This is a genomic window from Kosakonia sp. MUSA4 (genome assembly GCF_013085925.1).
In the GTDB taxonomy this organism is placed as follows: domain Bacteria; phylum Pseudomonadota; class Gammaproteobacteria; order Enterobacterales; family Enterobacteriaceae; genus Kosakonia; species Kosakonia sacchari_B.
The window spans coordinates 2,861,150-2,880,785 of the sequence record NZ_CP025697.1; the positions used below are offsets into that span (position 1 = coordinate 2,861,150).

Below are 19,636 nucleotides of genomic sequence, written 5' to 3' on the forward strand. Positions count from 1 at the left end.
ATTAGCGCCCCAGATAAACGTCGATAACCTGCTCGTTGGCCTGCACCTCGCGCAGCGAACCTTCCGCCAGCACCTGCCCCTGATGCAGCACGGTCACATAGTCGGCAATGGTTTCGACAAAGCCCATATCATGCTCCACCACCATCAGCGAGTGTTTGCCCGCCAGCGTGCGAAACAGCTCGGCAATATAATCCGTTTCGGCATCCGTCAGCCCGGCGGCGGGTTCATCCAGCAACAGCAAATGCGGCTCCTGAACCAGCAGCATGCCAATTTCCAGAAACTGTTTTTGCCCGTGGGAAAGCAGCCCGGACGGGCGATGTCGATGCTCCGTCAGCCGCAGCAACAGCAGTACTTCATCAATGCGATCCCGCTGCTCGCCGCTGAGCCTGGCGCGCAGGCTGGTCCACACTGACTTATCCATTTTCAGCGCAATTTCGAGGTTTTCCGTCACGCTCAGCGCTTCAAACACCGTGGGTTTCTGGAACTTACGCCCGATGCCCGCGCGGCTAATGTCCACCGGCGACATCCCGGTCAGATCGATGTTCTGATCGTAGGTTATGGTGCCGCTGTCCGGCCGCGTTTTACCGGTAATGATATCCATCAGCGTGGTTTTGCCTGCGCCGTTTGGCCCGATAACACAGCGCAGTTCCCCCACGCCAATCGACAGTGACAAATCCGTCAGCGCACGAAACGAATCAAACGTGACGTTGATGTTTTCCAGTTGCAGCACCGGATCGGTAGTTTCGCGATAGCGGTCCTGCAACTGCGGCTGGGTAAAGAGGGAATCAGTCATGCTTCCTCCGTTTGAGCAGGCCAATCACGCCGCGCGGCAGAAACAGCGTCACAAGGATAAACATCAGCCCCAGGAAAAAGAGCCACACGTCCGGGAACGCGACGGTAAACCAGCTCTTCGCGCCGTTCACGATCCCGGCACCGAGGATCGGCCCAATCAGCGAGCCGCGCCCGCCGAGCGCCACCCAAATCGCCGCTTCAATCGAGTTGGTCGGCGACATTTCGCTGGGGTTGATAATCCCCACCTGCGGCACATACAGCGCGCCAGCCAGCCCGCACAGCACAGCGGAAAGCGTCCAGACAAAAAGCTTGTAGCCTTTCGGATCGTAACCACAGAACATCAGCCGGTTTTCCGCGTCGCGCACGGCAGTGAGCACCCGGCCGAACTTGCTGCGTGTCAGCATCACGCCGATCGCCAGCGACCCCGCCAGCAGCAGCACCGTCGCCACAAACAGCGCGATGCGCGTCCCGGTCGCCGACACCGGGAAGCCGAGCAGCGTGGTAAAACCGGTAAAGCCGTTGTTGCCGCCAAAGCCGGTTTCGTTGCGAAAAAACAGCAGCATCCCGGCGTAGGTCAGCGCCTGAGTCATAATCGAGAAGTAGACATCTTTAATGCGCGAGCGAAAGGCGAAATAGCCGAACACCAGCGCCAGCAAACCCGGCACCAGGATCACCAGGCACAGCGCCCAGGCGAAATACTGCGTTCCGGCCCAGAACCACGGTAATTCCGTCCACGAAAGAAACGACATAAACGCCGGCAGCCCGTCACCGGCGGCCTGGCGCATCAGATACATCCCCATCGCATAACCGCCGAGGGCGAAAAACAAGCCGTGCCCCAGCGACAGCAGCCCCGCGTAGCCCCACACCAGATCCAGCGCCACCGCCACAATGGCGTAGCAGAGGATTTTGCCCATCAGCGTCAGCGTATAGGTGGAAATCGCCAGCGGATTTTCCGCCGGAAGCAGCGCGAAAAAGGGCTGGATCAGCAGCGCAGCCAGCAGCAGTGAAGCGAGCATGCAGGTCAGGCGCGGCGCGCGGCGGGCGATGGTTAACGTAATAGGTTGGCTCATCAGTCAATTACCCGCCCTTTGAATGCAAACAACCCTTGCGGTCGTTTCTGAATAAACAGCACGATCAACACCAGGATCGCGATCTTGCCCAGCACCGCGCCGATTTGCGGCTCAAGGACTTTGTTCAGCACGCCGAGGCCCAGCGCCGCCACGACCGTGCCCGCCAGTTGCCCGACGCCGCCCGTTACCACCACGAGGAAAGAGTCAATAATGTAGCCCTGCCCCAGTTCCGGGCCGACGTTACCCAGTTGCGACAGCGCCACCCCGCCCAACCCGGCAATACCGGAACCTAAACCGAAAGCCAGCATATCGACGCGCCCGGTCGGTACGCCGCAGCAATCCGCCATGCGACGGTTTTGCGTCACCGCCCGCACGTTCATTCCGAGGCGGGTTTTGTTCAGCAGCAGCCAGGTGAGGATCAGCACGCCGATAACAAACACAATCACCGCGATACGGTTCCACGGCAGCACCAGGTTCGGCAACACCGACCAGCCGCCGGAGAGCCACGCCGGATTAGCGACTTCCAGGTTCTGCGTACCAAACAGCACGCGCACCAGTTGAATCAGCATCAGGCTAATCCCCCAGGTGGCGAGCAGGGTTTCCAGCGGCCGCCCGTAAAGGTGGCGAATAATGGTGCGCTCCAGCAGCATGCCGATAATGGCGGTGATAAAGAACGCCACCGGCAGCGCCACCAGCGGGTAAATCGCCAGCCAGTCGGGGGCGAAGCGCTGAAACAGATCCTGCACCAGCCAGGTGGAGTACGCGCCCAGCATCAGCATTTCGCCGTGCGCCATATTAATCACGCCGAGCAAGCCGTAGGTGATCGCCAGCCCCAGCGCCGCCAGCAGCAGGATCGATCCGAGCGAAATCCCGCTGAACGCTTGTCCGAGCCAGTCGCCCCACTTCAGGCGTTGCTGTACCTGCTTCAGGCTGTCAGCGGCGGCCTGGCGCACCGCAGAGTCCGGCTCATTTTGCGGCTGCGTCAGACGTTGCAGGCTGGCCTGCACCTGTGGATCGCTGGCTTCGCCCAGCAGTTTCACCGCCTGCAAACGCCGTTCGGCGTGGCTGTCAGCAAGCTGTAAGTTCGCCACCGCAATAGCCAGCGCCGTATGCACGCCGTCGTTTTTCTCCGCCGCCAGCCGTGCGCTGAGAAACGGCAGTTGATCGGCCTGCGCGCTGTTTTGCAGCGTCAGCGCCGCGCGCAGACGGATGCTGTCGTCCGGGCTGACCAGTTGGTGCGTGGCCAGCGCGCTGGCCACCAGCCCGCGAATGCGGTTATTCATAAACACTTTTTTCGTCGCGCCCGCAGGCGCTGCGTCGCCTTCCAGCGCCGTCAGTTTGCCGTTCTGCTCGGTGAAGAGTTGACCATTCGTATCGGTGACTACCGTTTCGTCAGTCAGCGCTTGCAACAACGGCAGGCGCGATGCCTCCGGCGCGGCAGACCACTGCTGAAGCAGTTGCGCCTGCTGCGTGCGGCTGGCCTTGCCATAATCAGCGGCAGGCCCGGCCTGCGCCGTCGCGGTCATCAGCAGGCAGCCGAAAAGGAGAAAGCCCAAAGCCGGGAATATTTTCATCTGTCAGCGTCTTTTGATGGTTATCCGGCCTGGCCGGAACATTCAACCACTGTCAGGGGCAGAACGCCTGCCCCTGACACGTACCGCACGGGCTTATTTACCGCCGGTTTTGACCGGGTAATCCGGTTTTTTATCGTTGCCCGCAATGTACGGGCTCCACGGCTGGGCGCGGATCGGCTTATCGGTATTCCACACCACGTTGAACTGACCGTTCTCTTCGATTTCGCCAATCATCACCGGTTTGTGTAAGTGGTGGTTGGTGGCATCCATGGTCAGCGTAAAGCCGCTTGGCGCGGCGAAGCTCTGGCCTGCCATCGCCGCGCGGACTTTATCCACGTCGGTGGTGCCCGCTTTCTCAACCGCCTGCGCCCACATATGGATGCCGACGTAGGTCGCTTCCATCGGATCGTTGGTCACTACGGTATCGGCGTTCGGCAGTTTGTGCGCTTTGGCATACGCACGGTAATCCGCCACAAATTTGGTGTTCACCGGGTTGCTGACCGACTCAAAGTAGTTCCACGCCGCCAGATGGCCGACCAGCGGTTTGGTATCGATACCGCGCAGCTCCTCTTCGCCCACCGAGAAGGCCACCACCGGCACATCGGTCGCTTTGATGCCCTGGTTCGCCAGCTCTTTATAGAACGGCACGTTGGAGTCGCCGTTGATGGTGGAGATCACAGCGGTTTTGCCGCCTGCGGAGAATTTCTTGATATTGGCAACGATGGTCTGGTAATCGCTGTAACCAAACGGGGTATAGACTTCTTCAATGTCTTTATCCTGTACGCCTTTCGAGTGCAGGAAGGCGCGCAGAATTTTGTTGGTGGTGCGCGGGTAGACATAGTCAGTGCCGAGCAGGAAGAAGCGTTTTGCGCTGCCGCCATCTTCACTCATCATGTATTCCACCGCCGGGATCGCCTGCTGGTTTGGCGCCGCGCCGGTGTAGAACACGTTCGGCGACATCTCTTCCCCTTCATATTGCACCGGGTAGAACAGCAGGCCATTCAGCTCTTCAAACACCGGCAGCACCGATTTGCGCGAAACCGAGGTCCAGCAGCCAAAAACCACCGCGGCTTTATCCTGGGTCAGTAGTTGACGCGCTTTTTCCGCAAACAGCGGCCAGTTAGAGGCGGGATCGACCACCACTGGCTCCAGCTTTTTACCCAGCACGCCGCCTTTGGCGTTAATTTCATCAATGGTCATCAGCGCCATGTCTTTCAACGGCGTTTCGGAAATGGCCATGGTGCCGGAGAGGGAGTGCATGATCCCCACTTTGATGGTGTCTGCTGCGTATGCCTGTAACGACATGCCCATGCTCAAAAAAGTGGCTGACAGGGCAAAAGCTTTCAGTAAAGAACGTCTTTTCATTACAAAACCCCTAAATGATATTGAGTGATTAAAATTCCCCGCCGCGCGGCGGGGCGGAACCACGGCTACGGTGAAACGGGTTGTAAACTTGCCTGCTGGAGCATGTGTAAGGTGATTTTCCTGACCTCGGCTTTGCTCTGAGAAATGTGCCCGGTCAGAATGCGCTGCGCCTCCTCGGTGTGCTGTTTCAGGATCGCCTGTAAAATACGGGCATGTTCGTTGTAGGTCGCATCCACACGGTCATTGCGGGTGAAATCAAGATGGCGGATGATGCGCATCTTCTCGGTCAACTCCACATGTACCCGTACCATTTCACTGTTGCCGCTGGCGCGTACCAGCGTGGTGTGAAATTGCTCATCCTGCAGCGATAACGCTTTGCTCGGCTCCATGCGCGGCGCGTCAATCCAGAAGCTGACCAGCGGCGCCAGATGTTCTGAACAGATGCCCGGCGGCATGCCGCACAGGCGACGCACCGCTTCCCTTTCCAGCACGATACGAAAGTCGTACAGCGCCTCGAAATAATTGAAATCAAACGGTTTTACCTGCCAGCCGCTGCGCGAGTAAACCTGCACATACCCTTCATGTTCAAGCCAGAACAGCGCCTGACGCACCGGGGTACGGCTGGCGGACATCCGCTCGGAGATCTCGTTTTCGCTGAAATGCGCGCCCGGCATTAAGCGAAAATCAAAAATGTCGTTTTTCAGTTCGTGATAAATGCGCTCCGCCAGGCCGACGGCGCGTTTTTTATTGCCCTTCTCGCTCATCATCCGTCTCCTTTATTCCAGCCACAGCAGCGTGTCGCCGGGGCTGACCGGACGCCCCGGCTGGCAGGCAATGCGTTTAACCTTGCCGCTCTGCGGCGCGTTGATGGCCAGCTCCATCTTCATCGCTTCGACGATCACCAGCGGCTGGCCTTCCGTCACCGCATCGCCCGGCGCGACCAGTACTTTCCAGATGTTGCCGCTCATATCGGCGCATACCGGCAATGCGTCGTCATCCTCTACGATCGCTTCTGGCGGCAGGCTTTCCGTTACGCTGCTCTGATCGTCCAGGAGCCAGCGCTCCACTTCCGCTTCGAAGGCTTCGGCCTGGCGCGCGCGGAATTCGGCAATGTCGGCGGCGTGATCGCGCAGGAACTGCAAATGCTGCGGGAAATCAAACACCGTCTCTTCAATGCGGATGGTGGCGCGGCCTTCGCGGAAATCGTCACGCAACTGGGTGAGTTCCGCTTCGCTCACCGGGTAGAAGCGCACCTGGTCGAAGAAGTGCAGCAGCCACGGCTCGTCGGCGGCAAACTGCGCGTTTTTGAGGAACTTGTTCCAGATAGGCAGCGTGCGGCCCACCAGTTGATAACCACCGGGGGAATCCATGCCGTAGATGCACATGTACATCCCGCCGATCCCAACGGTACCTTCGGCGGTAAAGGTGCGCGCCGGGTTATATTTGGAACTCAGCAGACGATGGCGCGGATCGATCGGCACCGCGCAGGGCGCGCCGAGATAGACATCGCCCAGGCCTAAGATCAGATAGCTGGCGTCAAAAATCGTCGCCTTCACCGCGTCGCGGCTCGCCAGGCCGTTAATGCGCTGAATAAAGTCCACGTTGTTGGGCAACCACGGCGCTGTCGCGCGCACCGTGTCTTTGTAGCGGCTGACCGCATCCAGCGTGGCGCTGTCTTCAAACGCCATCGGCAGATGCACAATGCGTGACGGCACTTTCATCTGGCTGACATCACCAATGTGCGACTCCAGCTCCAGCAGCAGCGCCACCAGTTCCTGCTGGCTGATGGCGAGGCTGTCATAACGCACCTGCAAAGAACGCACGCCTGGCGACAGCTCTTTCACGCCCGGATGCGCCCGCTTGCGCAGTTGTTCCATCAACAGGTGAACGCGCAGACGCAGCGCCAGATCCAGCACGTTGTCGCCATACTCAATCAGAATGTAGTTATCCCCGGCCTGGCGATAGACAATCGCCGGTGCGCCAGCGGCGGCGGGCAGCGACACCAGCGCGGTGGCGGAAACCCCGTCGCGATCGGCAAGGGATGGCGTGGTGAATTCCGCCAGCGGGCTGGCGTGCAGCGTCTCAATGCTGCGCTCCTGCGCTTTTTCCCGCGCTACCGCCTCTTCTACGCTCATCGGGTAGAAGCGGATGCGATCGCCCGGTTTGACCTGCCCGACTTTCCACAACTCGGCTTTGGCGATGGTGACCGGGCAGACAAAACCGCCGAGGCTTGGGCCATCGCGGGTGAGGATCACCGGGAAGTCGCCGGTAAAGTTAATCGCGCCGATGGCGTATTCGCAGTCGTGAACGTTTGAGGGATGCAGACCAGCTTCGCCACCGTTGGGCCGCGTCCAGCCTGGTTTCGGCCCGACCAGCCGCACGCCGAGGCGGTTCGAGTTGTAATGCACCTGCCAGTCGCTGGCGAAAAACTCGTCAATCGCTTCCTGGGTAAAGAAATCCGGCGCGCCGTGCGGCCCATAGAGCACGCCGATGCGCCACAGTTCGCCATACTCCGGGATCAGCGACGGGCTTATCGCCTGTGGTTCGCTCACCGGCGCGGGCGTGGTGCAGGCGGCCAGTTGCGGGCGTGAAATCGGCAGCAGATCGGCGACTTTCAGCGTCCGTCCGGCGTGGCCGCCAAACTGCCCGAGCGCAAAGGTGGAACGGCTGCCAAGATATTGCGGCACATCAATGCCGTTACGTACCGCGAGGTAAGCGCGGCAGCCCACCTGCGCGCGACCATATGCCAGCGTCTGCCCGGCGTTAACGGTGATCGGTTGCCATAATGGCACCGCTTCGCCATCCAGCGTTGCCTGGCAATCGGCCCCGGTCAGGGCGATCACCGCCGCGCTGTGAAATTGCAGCACCGGGCCTTGCAGGGTGAACTCCAGCCCCGCCGCCGCGTCGTGGTTACCAACAATGCGGTTGGCGAGGCGGAAAGCAAAATCGTCCATCGGTCCGGAAGGCGGTACGCCGATATCCCAGTAACCGAGGCGGCCCGGATAATCCTGAACGCTGCTCCAGGTCCCCGGTTGCAGCACCTCAATTACCGCCGCGTGCGCTTCAACGCTGTCGAGCATCCGCGTCCACATGCTGCCATTGCAAAAGGCCTCGCTGGCGGTGATCTGGCGCAGATAATCAAGGTTCGTGGTAATGCCGTGCAGGCGGGTCGCGTCGAGCGCGGCCTGCAATTTTGCCAGCGCCTCTTCGCGGCTGGCGCCCTGCACAATCAGTTTGGCGATCATCGGATCGTAAAATGCCGACACTTCACTGCCGGTGATCACCCCGGTATCCACGCGCACACCTTGCGGGAAAGCAACTTCGGTTAATACGCCAGGGCTGGGCTGGAAGTTTTTCAGCGGGTTTTCGGCATAGATACGCACTTCGATGGCCGCGCCCTGCGGTGCCTGTTGCAGGCGCGCCCAGTCAATCGCTTCATCCGCCGCCACGCGCAGCATGCACTCGACCAGATCCAGCCCGGTTACGCACTCGGTGACCGGATGCTCCACCTGCAAACGGGTGTTGACCTCCAGAAAGTAGAACGCATCCCGTTGCGCGTCGTAGATAAATTCCACCGTGCCCGCGCTGCGGTAATTGACCAGTTTGCCAAGCTGTACGGCGGCGCTGAGCAATGCTTCACGGGTGGCGGCTGGCAGGTTCGGCGCCGGGGTTTCTTCCACCACTTTCTGGTTGCGGCGCTGCAATGAGCAGTCGCGCTCGCCGAGCGCCACCACATTGCCTTTGCCGTCGCCAAAGATCTGCACTTCAATATGCCGCGCGCGATCGATGCAGCGTTCGACAAACACCCCGGCATCACTAAAAAACTGTTCGCCCAGACGCCGCACGCTCTCCCAGGCGTCGCTGAGCGCCTGCGCATCGGCGCAGCGCGTCAGACCAATACCGCCGCCGCCCGCCGTGCTTTTCAGCATCACCGGATAGCCAATATTCGCTGCGGCTGCAAGCGCCGCTTCCAGCGAGTCGAGCAGCCCGGTGCCCGGCGTCATCGGCACGCCCGCCTCGGCGGCCAGCTCGCGCGCCCGGTGTTTCAGGCCAAACTCGCCAATCTGCTGCGCAGTCGGCCCGACAAAAACAATACCGGCCTGTTCGCAGGCGGCGGCAAACGGCAGGCTTTCCGACAAAAATCCGTAGCCCGGCCAGATAGCCTGCGCGCCCGTTTCCTGCGCCGCAGCGATGATCTTGTCGATGCGCAGGTAACTGTCGCTGGCCTTCTCGCCGCCGAGTGCCACGGCGACATCGGCCTGTTTAACATGTTCGGCATTTTTATCCGCGTCGGAATAGACCGCCACGCTTTTGATCCCCAGACGTTGCAGCGTGCGGATGGCGCGACAGGCAATTTCGCCCCGGTTGGCAATCAGTACGGTGTTAAACATGTTTGCTCTCCTGGCGGGCTATCCAGTTACGCCAGCCTTTAAATTCAGTAATGTCGGTGGCATCGTGCAGCGCTGCCGGTTCGCAGATAAACCCTTTCACCCAGCGTCCGTCGGCCAGCTCCAGCGAACCGATACCGAGCGGCGCGGGGATCTCCGCGACAAACTCGCCAAAACGCGCCAGCGGGATGTCCCACAGCTCCACCACAATGGCCGCGCCCTGCGCCTGGCGGGCAATGCCCGGCTTGGGCGGTGTGGTGTTTGCCAGCGCATACAGCCGGTAGCACGGCGCGGTTTCAGTGGCTTCGACAAACGCAGCATCGCGGGTGGTGAGCTGGAAGTTCAGCGGCATGCCGCGCAGATGCGCGCCCACTACGGCAACGCGAACATGGTGTTGAGAAACCGGTAATGCCGCCGCTGGCGGGATGAATGGCTGGCCGGTCGCGCCGAGCGGCAGCGCCAGTTGCTGCTGCCAGCGCAGGCCGAAATCCGCCAGCGCGCGGTCATGCCAGGCCGGGGCGATCAGCGTGATCCCGGCCGGTAAACCGTCGGCGCGAAATGGCGCTGGCAAGGCCAGCGCACAGAGATCCGCCAGGTTGGTAAAGTTGGTGTAGGTGCCGAACTGCGAGTTGAAGAGAATCGGCTCCTGCTTCATCTCTTCCAGCGTATGGATGGTGGGCGATGTCGGTACCACCAGCGCATCCACCTCGCTCAGGGCGTGCTGGATTTTTTGCGCCAGCTCTGCGCGCAGGTACTCCGCGTTAAAGGCATCCACCGCGCTGTAGTTCAGCCCGGCGGAAATAATGGTGTGCACGGTGGGGTCCATCTGCTCCGGGTGTTGCAGCATCTCGCCGACAGACGCGGTACGTTCCGCCACCCACGGCCCCTGATAAAGCTGCTCGGCGAGCTGGTAGAACGGCGAGAAATCGATGGGTTTCAACGTCGCGCCGCTGGCACGCAACGCCTCCAGCGCGCTCAGCCAGGCGGCTTCGGCCTGCGTATCGCCAAAGAAACGCAGCTCTGCCGGGATGGCGAAAACCGGGTTTTGCGCGATAGCCGCAGGCGCGGTTGCCGGGTTAACGCGCGAATAGGCATCTTCGATGTCTGCGCCGCCCGCCAGCGTCGCGATGTAAAACGCGTCTTCCACCGTCAGGGCAAACACCGACAGCGTGTCATTCAGGCGGCAGGCGGGCAGCACGCCGGTGGCGGAGAGCCAGCCTTTGGTCGGCTTCAGTCCGACAATATTGTTAAACCCGGCAGGCACGCGGCCCGAACCGGCAGTGTCAGTGCCAAAAGCAAACGGCACCAGTCCACGCGCCACCACGGAAGCGGAACCGGAACTGGAGCCGCCGCTGACATACGCCGGGTCAAAAGTGTTCGGCACTGCGCCGTAGGGTGAACGCGTGCCGACCAGCCCGGTGGCGAACTGATCGAGATTGGTTTTACCAATCACAATCGCTCCGGCCGCTTTCAACCGGGCGACAGCGGTAGCATCTCTCTTGGCGATAAATTCGAGCGCCGGGCACGCCGCCGTGGTTGGCCAGCCCGCCACATCCACATTGTCTTTGACGGCGAAAGGTACGCCGAACAGCGGAAACGCATCGGGATTATTACGGTACAGCGGCAGTAACGCATTAATTTGCGCCTGCAATTGCGCGTCGCTGGCGATCACCAGCCAGGCACTATCCTCAATGGATAAATCATCAATATGCGCTTTTAAAAGCGAATAAACCGACTCACTCTCCTGCCGGATGCGCTGCTGCCATGCAGCCAGTGTTTTTCCTGTCATTAACGCCATCGTTGAATTCCTGCTGGTATACAAGATGGAATTCAATCAGCAAGCGGCATGCCAGAAATTCAATGCGTTGTTTTTAAACTAAAAACATTATTTCCCGGGTGTTTTTCCAATAACCACCTGCACCCTTTCAGAACATCTGCGCGCAATGGCAGTGCAATTATTATTGGAAAAACAGATATCTATAACCAACATCAGAATATTCAGCTATGGCCGTATACAGCTATTCTTTGCCTGATTAGCCTATAAACCTGCGCGAGCCCTTTGCGTAATAGCGAGGAGAAAAGATGAAAGCCGCTGTCTATTTTCAGCCCGGAAAACCGGACGTATTGCACTATATCGATGTGCCGCAGCCGGTATGCGGCGCAGACGAGGTGTTGATTGAGGTTGAAGCGGTCGCCCTTGAAGGCGGCGATGTGATTAATCGCGCCACCGCCGCCCCTTCCCCGCAGGGCACTGTCCCCGGCTATTCGTCTGCGGGCACCATTGTGGCGGTGGGTAAAAATGTGCAAAACCGCCAGCCCGGCCAGCGCGTTGCCACCATCGCGCTCAGCGGTTCGCATGCCCAATACCGCGCCGCGCCCGCCGCATGGAGCTGGGTTATCCCCGATGGGCTGGATGTGGCGACCGCTGCCGCGATCCCGGTTAGCTTTGGCACCGCCGCCTGGGCGCTCTCTTCCCGCCTTCATCTGCAGGCGGGCGAAACGTTGCTGATCCAGGGCGGAGCGGGCGGCGTTGGCGTGGCCGCCATTCAACTGGCGAAAGCGCGCGGCGCGCGTGTGCTGGCGACACTTTCCGGTAGCGAGCGCGTGGCAAAACTTCGCGAACTGGGCCTCGATGTGGCCCTCGATTACCGCCAGCAGGATATTGTGGCGGAGGTGCAAACGCTCACCCAACAGCACGGCGTGGACAGCGTGCTGGATCTGGCAGGCTCCACGCTTGAACAGTCATTCGCCTGCCTGCGTGAAGGCGGAACCGTGGTGCTGGCCGGTAACGCCGGAGGCAGTACCCGCGCCGATTTAGCGGCGTTACAGCAGGCCAACCAGACGCTGAGCGGGCTGTTCTGGGGACGCGAACTGGCAAACGAACAGGCCAGAGCCTCTGTTGACGGGTTGCTGGCGCAGGCGCGTGATGGCGTGTTACGGGTGCTTATTGATCGCGAGTTTGCGCTACAGGATGTGGTGGAAGCCCACCGTTACGCCGAAGAGAACCGCGTGCTGGGGCGCATTATTCTGCGCCCCTGAAGGCCATTATTGCCGGCTGACGATACGCCAGATGCTGGCAGCGGAGCGCCGCGCTTACGGCACGCGTTCTGCGGTCTCTTTCTGCAAATTATCGCTGCCAAGGCCGCCGATAAACGGCAAACGCAGGCGCAGCGGCGTGAAACCCAGCCCGACATTCAGCCCCAGCAGATTGAGTTCAAACCCCTCTTCCGCCCCCAGCGTTACGCCTGCGACACCGAGCAGCGAGACCTGCACGCCGCGCCCGGAGGGCGGCAAGCCAATCGGATTGCGCAGTGAGCGGAAATCTTTGCCGAGCGCATTGGCGGGCAGATCCAGCTTCAGCGCCGGGACTTCGCGCCCGATATGCGCGAGAAACGTATTGCTGTTCGGCCCAGGCCAGGCGTGATAGGTCTGCGGCCACGGGTAAGAAGCAATCGCCGCTTCAATCTGCGGGATCATCGCTTCGGCCTGCGGGCCACGGTGATCGACCAGCAAGCGCGGCTGTGCGCCATACCAGTAGCCATCAGGAATATTGCTGTTACGCCGCACTTTATCGCCCGCGCCCCAGCTAATCACCTCGTAGCGGTTATAGTGCGTTTCCCCGGCGCGTTTGAAAATGATCCACGGATGCACCGCCACCGCGCCTTTCCAGCCCCAGGTGGGAGCAGCATAAACCTGCACGATGGCAAGTTGGGCATTTTTGCGCGCATCGGGCGCAATACCGGCAGAATCACGCCGGGCATCCCACCACCCTTGCTGCGTGCGCGTATCCCGCTGGTGCATCGCCTGGGCGAGGCTGACGGCAAGGGAGAGCAGCGTGATGCACAGCAGGCTCAGGAAAAAGGTTTTTATGACGATCATGGTGGCCTGCTATCAGACGGGAGAATTCAGCGTCTGCCCATTGTACTGGCGTTTTTTCGCCCAGCAAGACGCCGCCGCGCCTGCGGGCGGGAAAACAGGCCGAATAGCATAAAAATCCAAAACGCGGCGCAGCCCGGAAGGATAAATGAAGATTGTGCCTGCCTACCCCTCCACGGGAATAATGGAGATATGCCCGTTGCGTTCGAGAATGGCATAGCGGATTTTACTCAACTCGGTAATGCCCTGATTCTGTCGCGCTGCAACCAGAATATCATCGCAGGAGACATCCACTTTTTGCAGTTTATCAGCAAGGGGAATGCCATTTTCCACCAGGATAACCGGCGAACCATCAATGACCGACTCCGCGCCGGAGAGATATTTTTTCACCAGCCCGAACAAAATATCGACCGCCACCAGCGTAATAATGGTCAACATTGCGCCGGTAACGGAAAAGTCGTTGCCGAGGAGCGCCTGTTGCGTGGCCTCACTGATGATCAACAGCAGAATCAGGTCAAAACTGGTCATCTCTAATAACGCGCGGCGTCCCACCACTTTAAAAACCAGTAACAGGATTAAATAGATCGCCAACGCCCGCAGCACCATTTCCATTTTGTTCTCCTACGGATAAATGAACTGCCAGAACCGGATGCCCGGTTCGTCGTTAACGGCGACGGTATTCATCGATTTTCCCGGCGTGCCCGGCGTGGTATTCAGCCAGACCGTAAAGTCGCCGCTGCGGGTGATGTTGTTATAAACCAGATACAGCGTTTCTCCCCGGCTGTACATGCTGTCGGGCTGGGGCCAGACATTACCGTGTTGATAATTCTCATTAAACGCGCCACCGAGGCTGATGACATATTTCTTCGCCGCCTGGGTTTGCAGCGTGATTTTTAGCGTCAGGGCGTTTTGCAGACGCCCGAATCGCTCATAGTGGATTTTCAGCGTCTGCTGAGCATTACTTTTGTCTGCCGGGCTAAAATAGCCGCCGGAGAAAACGCCGCTCAGCGCGGCGATAATAATCGCCAGCAGCGCAAAAGCCCCGATGCGCCGAAACCCGGCTTCGAAATTCAGCGCCCAGGCGTTTTCAGACACGCCGGGCAACGTCTCGTCGTGTTTCATTATGTCCTCGATTTCCACAGATGAAGAGCACTATCCAGAAGCCTGGCAGCCAGGCTCGCTTTCGGTATCAGATTCAGGCGAAATCTTCGGATGGCCCATCCAGAGGGCGCAGCGGCGGGAAAATACGGGCAATTTCATCGGCAATATCAAATTCGGTTAAATTTTCTTCGGCAATCAGTAGCCAGGTCGAACCCTGTGGCGATTTCCATTCGGTAATAAAAAGCTGCGCGTCCGGGCGCAATTCGATTTTCTCCCCGCTGTCGCGCGTATAAAACTGCCCGGCGCGTTTATCGTTATCCGGCAGCGTTAACCAGAGCGCCGGGTAAACGCCGCGCCAGACTTCGCCGTGGTGCTCGCCGCCCAGAACCAGATATTCCTGCATCACTGTTTTCGCCATTGACATTCTCCAGCGGGTGAACATCTATCAAGCTTACAACATCGGCCAGAAATCACGTCCCGACGCCCCTCCTTAACATCTATGCCAGGCTTAAAGGGAACCCACTTTGACAGGAGCTCCCTCTTCTGACTTCATCGCAACCCTACAAAAGGAGAACGCATGACGGCATCTTCCCTTTCTGACCATGACATTCAGTTGATCAATCGCTACTGGCGAGCCGCGAATTACCTCTCCGTCGGACAAATTTACCTGATGGATAACCCCTTACTGCGCGAGCCCCTCAAGCCGGAACACATCAAGCCGCGCCTGCTGGGGCACTGGGGAACCACGCCCGGCCTTAACTTTATTTATGCCCATCTCAACCGCGCTATACGCCAGCGCGATCTCGATATGATCTATATCTGCGGTCCAGGGCATGGCGGGCCTGGCATGGTGGCGAATACGTGGCTTGAAGGCTCTTACAGCGACATTTACCCGCAGGTAAGCCAGGATGCGCAGGGGATGAAAAAATTGTTCCGCCAGTTCTCTTTTCCTGGCGGCATCCCCAGCCACGCCGCGCCGGAAACGCCCGGTTCCATTAATGAAGGCGGCGAGCTGGGTTACTCGCTGGCGCATGCGTTCGGCGCGGTATTTGATAACCCGTCGCTGATTGCCGCCTGTGTGATTGGCGATGGCGAAGCGGAAACCGGCCCGCTGGCCGCAAGCTGGCACGGGATTAAATTCCTCAATGCGGCGCGCGACGGTGCGGTGCTGCCGATTTTGCATCTTAACGGTTACAAGATTGCTAACCCGACGCTCCTCGGGCGCGCCAGCGATGAAGATCTGTTTCAACTGTTTCGCGGCTACGGGTATGAACCCCTGCTGGTCAGCGGCCATGAGCCGGAAAAAATGCATCGCGATATGGCGCAGGCGCTGGACAGCGCCCTTGGCCGCATTGCGGATTTTCAGCAGCAAGCGCGCAGCCAGCAGACGGCAGAGCGCTTGCCGCGCTGGCCGGTCATTCTGTTGCGCAGCCCGAAAGGCTGGACCGGTCCGCAAACTGTAGACGGCAAAAAGGTGGAGGATTTCTGGCGCGCGCATCAGGTGCCGGTCTCTTCTTGCCGGGAAAACGATGAACATCGCCAGATCCTGCAGCGCTGGATGCAAAGCTACCAGCCGGAGGATCTTTTTGATGAACATGGTCAGTTAAAGGCGGAACTGCGCGCGCTGGCACCGTCCGGTGATAAACGCATGGGCGCGTCGCCGTGGGCCAACGGCGGGCGTTTACGCCGCGAACTGGTGACACCGGCACTGCAATCGTACGCCGTGGAAGTCACGTCGCCCGGTGAAACTCAGGCGGAATCCACGGCGGCACTCGGTGCATATCTTGCAGGCATCTTCCGGGAAAATGCAGATAACTTCCGCCTTTTTGGCCCGGATGAAACAGCATCTAATCGCCTGAGTAAGGTGTTCGATGTCACCAGCCGCACATGGCAGGCAGCGCAAAAACCGTGGGATGAACAGCTTGCGCCCGATGGCCGGGTGATGGAGATCCTCAGCGAGCATCAGTGCCAGGGCTGGCTGGAAGGGTATCTGCTCACCGGGCGGCACGGCCTGTTTAACTGCTATGAAGCGTTTATTCATATTGTCGATTCGATGTTTAACCAGCATGCCAAATGGCTGAAAGTGACGCGCAAGTTGCCGTGGCGGGCGCCCATCTCCTCGCTGAATTATCTGCTCTCGTCCCATGTCTGGCGCCAGGATCACAATGGTTATAGCCATCAGGATCCCGGCTTTATCGATCACGTTGCCAACAAGAAAGCCGATATTGTGCGCATTTATCTGCCGCCGGATGCCAACACGCTGCTCTGCGTGGCGGATCACTGTCTGAAAACCTGGGATCGCATCAATGTGATTGTCGCCGGGAAACAGCCTGCGCCGCAGTGGCTGACGCTGGATGCCGCCGCAAAGCACTGCGCGGCCGGAATGGGGATCTGGTACTGGGCGGGCACGGTTGCGGAAGGCGAAACGCCGGATGTGGTGATGGCCTGTGCCGGTGACGTGCCCACCATGGAGACGCTCGCGGCGGTCGATCTGCTGCGCGAATTCCTGCCAGCGTTGCGCATTCAGGTGGTGAACGTCGTCGATTTAATGGCTTTACAAACCGACGATCAACACCCGCACGGCCTGAGCGAGCAAGCGTTTGATGCCCTTTTCACCGCCGATAAACCGGTCGTTTTCGCCTTCCACGGCTACCCCAGTTTGATCCACCGGTTGACCTACCTGCGCAACAACCACCGCAATTTCCACGTGCGCGGTTTTATGGAGGAAGGCACCACCACCACGCCGTTTGATATGACGGTGCTGAACGAACTGGATCGCTTTCATCTGGCACAGGAAGCGATATTACGCGTGCCGTCGCTCCAGGGGAAAGCTGACGAAATTCTTGATGTGTTACAGGAAAAGATCGCCGCCCATCATCGTTATGTCCGCGAATACGGTGAAGATCTGCCGGAAGTGCAGAACTGGAAATGGCCGTCACAGCAAGGCAGCGACGCTGCGCCGGAATAGTGATGCCGGGGCAACGCCACCGCGCTTATGCCCGCATCAGGCGGCCATTTGCAGACAGGCTTGCGCGCAGGTTCGACACGCCTGCGCGCACTGCTGGCAGTGATCATGCGGGTGCCTGCTGCACTCTTCAGCGCAGGATTTGCAGATATCCACGCACACCCGACACAGCGGTTGCAGATAGGCATTCTCCAGCGCCATAAACTGCCCCACCAGCCGACAGAGCGCCGCGCACTGAAGATCCAGTTTGATGCAGTCACGCATCATTGCCATATCCTCTTCATTCAGACAACTCGCGGCGCAATGCTCGCAGGCAATGGCGCATTGATAACAGGCATCGCTACAGGTTTTATGTTCGGTTTGCATAAATTCCTCCTTCTGTTGTCGAAGGTATTAAGTGTGAACGAAGGCTGCATTTACGCGAATTATTAATTTATCTGCACAGTAAAATGGCCTTCAGCCACAGAGGAAATATTTCCCATCAGCAGTGCCAGCCGACAAAAATAAACTAAAAACATTTAAAATCAATCTGTTAAAATTATAGCAAATAATTATTCACGCTGCGAAATAGTAACATTCATTAATGATGCAACTTAACCAGGACAATTCTGAGGGCGCTTTTCTTAATTATTAGCAGACTAATTCTGGTAGCGAATATGCACTTGCATGCCTTCAGGATCGGTCCGGATTTCCTGTTCCTGAAGGTTTTTTTATTGCGGCTTAATCCTGGACTCTTCCTCGCTGCCAAAAAACACGCCCCATCACAGCGTCCTCTCTCTTCCCTGTAAGATTCGTCTTAAAACGATTAACAAAACTTATTGATTTTCATTGCGGGATAATGCCAATGAGTAAACAAAAGTCACTATTTCGGCTATTTTGGCGTCATTTCAGGCATTTTGTAACTATGGTTACTATTCCATATCTATAAAAAATAGCCATAAGCTCTTTATCTGCAAAGATATATAACCGATACACCAAATCTGGAATATAGATTCAGTGACTAACTTTTCATCAAGCTAATTTTTTGCGCTTCGATTTGACTAATTATCGATAGCGACTAACTTTAATCACGAACACCGACGACATTGAGATGCAGAATATGTCGTTTATTTTAAACAACGAAACTGGAGAAATAACATGGCTGAACATCGTGGCGGTTCTGGTAATTTCGCAGAAGATCGTGATAAAGCATCCGAAGCTGGTCGTAAAGGTGGTCAACATAGCGGCGGTAATTTCAAAAATGATCCGCAGCGCGCATCTGAAGCCGGTAAAAAAGGCGGTCAAAATAGCCATGGCGGCGGCCGAAAATCAGGTGAGTGATTGATTAACACCTCGCTTCAAACATCGTAGTTATTAGTATTTTTACGGCGAGTCAAAATGGCTCGCCATTATTTTATCTTGCATGAAAGGTAATTCGCTATGCAGATTAATTCCCTTACCGATCTATTTATTCACTCCCTCTCTGATATTTACAGCGCAGAGAAGCAACTGACCCGCGCCCTCTCCAAACTGGCGCGCGAATCTTCAAGCAGCGAGTTGTCTGAGGCTTTCAAAAAGCACTATGAAGAAACCCAGGGGCAGATTGAGCGCCTCGATCAGTTGGTAGAAGCCGAGCCCAACATCAAGCTTAAGCGTATGAAATGTCACGCTATGGAAGGGTTGATCGATGAAGCTAATGAGGTCATTGAAGCCACGGAAAAAGGCAGCGTACGCGATGCCGGGCTGATTGCGGCAGCGCAAAAAGTGGAACATTACGAAATTGCCTCCTACGGTACACTTTGTACCCTCGCCAGTCAGTTAGGTCTGAAAAAGGCGCAGCAATTACTTGCTGAAACCTTAGAAGAAGAAAAAACCACCGATACGTTACTTACCAAAATAGCGACTTCAAGTATTAATCAGAAAGCGGGAAGCTAATAACCGCCAGCATATGTCATCCCTGATAATATTATTCTTCAGGGTCAATAAGACAGCCCCAAAAAAGAGGAATGTACTATGACACCGCAAGAAAATTATCATGACTGGCTACGCGATGCGCACGCCATGGAAAAACAAGCCGAATCGATGCTCAGCGCAATGAGCAGTCGCATCGATAATTATCCCGATCTGCGTGCAAGAATTGAGCAGCACTTAACTGAAACTCAAGGACAGATTAAAATCCTGGAAGATATTCTCGATCGTAACGATATTAACCGCTCATTAATGAAAGATGCCACCAGTAAAATGAGTGCGATGGGCCAGGCCGTCGGCGGTATGTTTTCTTCAGATGAAGTTGTCAAAAGCTCAATTAGCAGCTACGTATTCGAGCAATTTGAAATTGCCTGTTATACGTCATTAATTGCAGCGGCAGAAAAAGTCGGTGATATTGCCAGCATCGATATTTTCAAACAAATTCTCGCCGAGGAAAAAGCGATGGCGGAATGGGCATTTAATCATTTGCCCGACGTTACCGAACAATTTTTACTTCGCGATGCCGCTGCCGGTGTGGAAGCTAAAAAATAAAATAAA

Annotated in this window: 17 protein-coding genes; 5 read left to right on the plus strand and 12 right to left on the minus strand. The window is 57.6% G+C overall.

The genetic code is table 11. The annotated features are described in order from the left end of the window. Position 1 precedes the first annotated feature (1 nt). The 7 genes from urtD to atzF form a co-directional block, all read right to left on the minus strand. Complete coding sequence (gene urtD / locus C0557_RS13615; protein ID WP_208658814.1) at positions 2-793, minus strand: urea ABC transporter ATP-binding protein UrtD; 792 nt, start codon at positions 791-793, stop codon at positions 2-4. Next, on the minus strand, positions 786-1,862 hold the full coding sequence (urtC, locus tag C0557_RS13620; RefSeq protein WP_208658815.1) for an urea ABC transporter permease subunit UrtC: 1,077 nt from the start codon (positions 1,860-1,862) through the stop codon (positions 786-788). The genes urtD and urtC overlap by 8 nt, the downstream gene beginning before the upstream one ends. Further along, positions 1,862-3,436 carry an urea ABC transporter permease subunit UrtB gene (urtB, locus tag C0557_RS13625; RefSeq protein WP_208658816.1) on the minus strand — a complete coding sequence of 525 codons (1,575 nt, stop codon included), beginning with the start codon at positions 3,434-3,436 and terminating at the stop codon, positions 1,862-1,864. The genes urtC and urtB overlap by 1 nt, the downstream gene beginning before the upstream one ends. Before the next feature lie 93 nt (positions 3,437-3,529). Beyond that, a complete protein-coding gene (urtA, locus tag C0557_RS13630; protein ID WP_208658817.1) occupies positions 3,530-4,801 on the minus strand; it encodes an urea ABC transporter substrate-binding protein in 1,272 nt (423 codons plus the stop codon). 65 nt (positions 4,802-4,866) lie between these two features. After that, positions 4,867-5,568, minus strand: coding sequence for a GntR family transcriptional regulator (locus C0557_RS13635; RefSeq protein WP_208658818.1), 702 nt, complete (start codon positions 5,566-5,568; stop codon positions 4,867-4,869). A 9-nt stretch (positions 5,569-5,577) separates the two neighbouring features. Continuing rightward, complete coding sequence (uca, locus tag C0557_RS13640) at positions 5,578-9,192, minus strand: urea carboxylase (RefSeq protein ID WP_208658819.1); 3,615 nt, start codon at positions 9,190-9,192, stop codon at positions 5,578-5,580. Further along, on the minus strand, positions 9,185-10,987 hold the full coding sequence (gene atzF / locus C0557_RS13645) for an allophanate hydrolase (protein WP_208658820.1): 1,803 nt from the start codon (positions 10,985-10,987) through the stop codon (positions 9,185-9,187). The genes uca and atzF overlap by 8 nt, the downstream gene beginning before the upstream one ends. A gap of 284 nt (positions 10,988-11,271) precedes the next feature. On the opposite strand from atzF, the gene C0557_RS13650 reads away from it, so the two are divergent. After that, positions 11,272-12,228, plus strand: coding sequence for a zinc-binding alcohol dehydrogenase family protein (locus C0557_RS13650; protein WP_208658821.1), 957 nt, complete (start codon positions 11,272-11,274; stop codon positions 12,226-12,228). 54 nt (positions 12,229-12,282) lie between these two features. On the opposite strand, the gene C0557_RS13655 is transcribed toward C0557_RS13650, so the two are convergent. The 4 genes from C0557_RS13655 to C0557_RS13670 form a co-directional block, all read right to left on the minus strand. Beyond that, the gene (locus C0557_RS13655) at positions 12,283-13,068 is read right to left on the minus strand and encodes a DUF3750 domain-containing protein (protein ID WP_208658822.1); all 786 of its coding nucleotides are present in this window, start codon (positions 13,066-13,068) and stop codon (positions 12,283-12,285) included. 162 nt (positions 13,069-13,230) lie between these two features. Beyond that, complete coding sequence (locus tag C0557_RS13660) at positions 13,231-13,677, minus strand: DUF421 domain-containing protein (protein WP_208658823.1); 447 nt, start codon at positions 13,675-13,677, stop codon at positions 13,231-13,233. 9 nt (positions 13,678-13,686) lie between these two features. After that, entirely contained in the window at positions 13,687-14,187 is a 501-nt protein-coding gene (locus C0557_RS13665; protein ID WP_208658824.1) for a hypothetical protein, read from the minus strand. A gap of 73 nt (positions 14,188-14,260) precedes the next feature. Then, a complete protein-coding gene (locus tag C0557_RS13670) occupies positions 14,261-14,584 on the minus strand; it encodes a hypothetical protein (RefSeq protein ID WP_208658825.1) in 324 nt (107 codons plus the stop codon). A gap of 159 nt (positions 14,585-14,743) precedes the next feature. On the opposite strand from C0557_RS13670, the gene C0557_RS13675 reads away from it, so the two are divergent. Beyond that, on the plus strand, positions 14,744-17,134 hold the full coding sequence (locus C0557_RS13675) for a phosphoketolase (RefSeq protein WP_208658826.1): 2,391 nt from the start codon (positions 14,744-14,746) through the stop codon (positions 17,132-17,134). A gap of 36 nt (positions 17,135-17,170) precedes the next feature. On the opposite strand, the gene C0557_RS13680 is transcribed toward C0557_RS13675, so the two are convergent. Further along, on the minus strand, positions 17,171-17,497 hold the full coding sequence (locus tag C0557_RS13680) for a four-helix bundle copper-binding protein (RefSeq protein ID WP_208658828.1): 327 nt from the start codon (positions 17,495-17,497) through the stop codon (positions 17,171-17,173). Positions 17,498-18,268: 771 nt separating this feature from the next. Here C0557_RS13680 and C0557_RS13685 point away from each other — a divergent pair. The 3 genes from C0557_RS13685 (at position 18,269) to C0557_RS13695 (ending at position 19,630) form a co-directional block, all read left to right on the plus strand. Beyond that, the gene (locus C0557_RS13685) at positions 18,269-18,451 is read left to right on the plus strand and encodes a general stress protein (RefSeq protein WP_064565899.1); all 183 of its coding nucleotides are present in this window, start codon (positions 18,269-18,271) and stop codon (positions 18,449-18,451) included. A 99-nt stretch (positions 18,452-18,550) separates the two neighbouring features. Beyond that, positions 18,551-19,045, plus strand: coding sequence for a ferritin-like domain-containing protein (locus C0557_RS13690; protein ID WP_208658831.1), 495 nt, complete (start codon positions 18,551-18,553; stop codon positions 19,043-19,045). A 78-nt stretch (positions 19,046-19,123) separates the two neighbouring features. Continuing rightward, positions 19,124-19,630: a ferritin-like domain-containing protein gene (locus tag C0557_RS13695; RefSeq protein WP_208658833.1), complete on the plus strand. Its 507-nt coding sequence runs from the start codon at positions 19,124-19,126 to the stop codon at positions 19,628-19,630. Positions 19,631-19,636: the final 6 nt, after the last annotated feature.

Coding starts and splice junctions, on each gene's coding strand:
- C0557_RS13665 (WP_208658824.1), bottom strand. CDS start 14,187: ATGAAACACGACGAGACGTTGCCCGGCGTGTCTGAAAACGCCTGGGCG.
- C0557_RS13695 (WP_208658833.1), top strand. CDS start 19,124: ATGACACCGCAAGAAAATTATCATGACTGGCTACGCGATGCGCACGCC.
- uca (WP_208658819.1), bottom strand. CDS start 9,192: ATGTTTAACACCGTACTGATTGCCAACCGGGGCGAAATTGCCTGTCGC.
- atzF (WP_208658820.1), bottom strand. CDS start 10,987: ATGGCGTTAATGACAGGAAAAACACTGGCTGCATGGCAGCAGCGCATC.
- C0557_RS13650 (WP_208658821.1), top strand. CDS start 11,272: ATGAAAGCCGCTGTCTATTTTCAGCCCGGAAAACCGGACGTATTGCAC.
- urtA (WP_208658817.1), bottom strand. CDS start 4,801: ATGAAAAGACGTTCTTTACTGAAAGCTTTTGCCCTGTCAGCCACTTTT.
- urtD (WP_208658814.1), bottom strand. CDS start 793: ATGACTGATTCCCTCTTTACCCAGCCGCAGTTGCAGGACCGCTATCGC.
- C0557_RS13655 (WP_208658822.1), bottom strand. CDS start 13,068: ATGATCGTCATAAAAACCTTTTTCCTGAGCCTGCTGTGCATCACGCTG.
- urtB (WP_208658816.1), bottom strand. CDS start 3,436: ATGAAAATATTCCCGGCTTTGGGCTTTCTCCTTTTCGGCTGCCTGCTG.
- C0557_RS13660 (WP_208658823.1), bottom strand. CDS start 13,677: ATGGAAATGGTGCTGCGGGCGTTGGCGATCTATTTAATCCTGTTACTG.
- C0557_RS13670 (WP_208658825.1), bottom strand. CDS start 14,584: ATGGCGAAAACAGTGATGCAGGAATATCTGGTTCTGGGCGGCGAGCAC.
- C0557_RS13690 (WP_208658831.1), top strand. CDS start 18,551: ATGCAGATTAATTCCCTTACCGATCTATTTATTCACTCCCTCTCTGAT.
- C0557_RS13685 (WP_064565899.1), top strand. CDS start 18,269: ATGGCTGAACATCGTGGCGGTTCTGGTAATTTCGCAGAAGATCGTGAT.
- C0557_RS13680 (WP_208658828.1), bottom strand. CDS start 17,497: ATGCAAACCGAACATAAAACCTGTAGCGATGCCTGTTATCAATGCGCC.
- C0557_RS13675 (WP_208658826.1), top strand. CDS start 14,744: ATGACGGCATCTTCCCTTTCTGACCATGACATTCAGTTGATCAATCGC.
- urtC (WP_208658815.1), bottom strand. CDS start 1,862: ATGAGCCAACCTATTACGTTAACCATCGCCCGCCGCGCGCCGCGCCTG.
- C0557_RS13635 (WP_208658818.1), bottom strand. CDS start 5,568: ATGATGAGCGAGAAGGGCAATAAAAAACGCGCCGTCGGCCTGGCGGAG.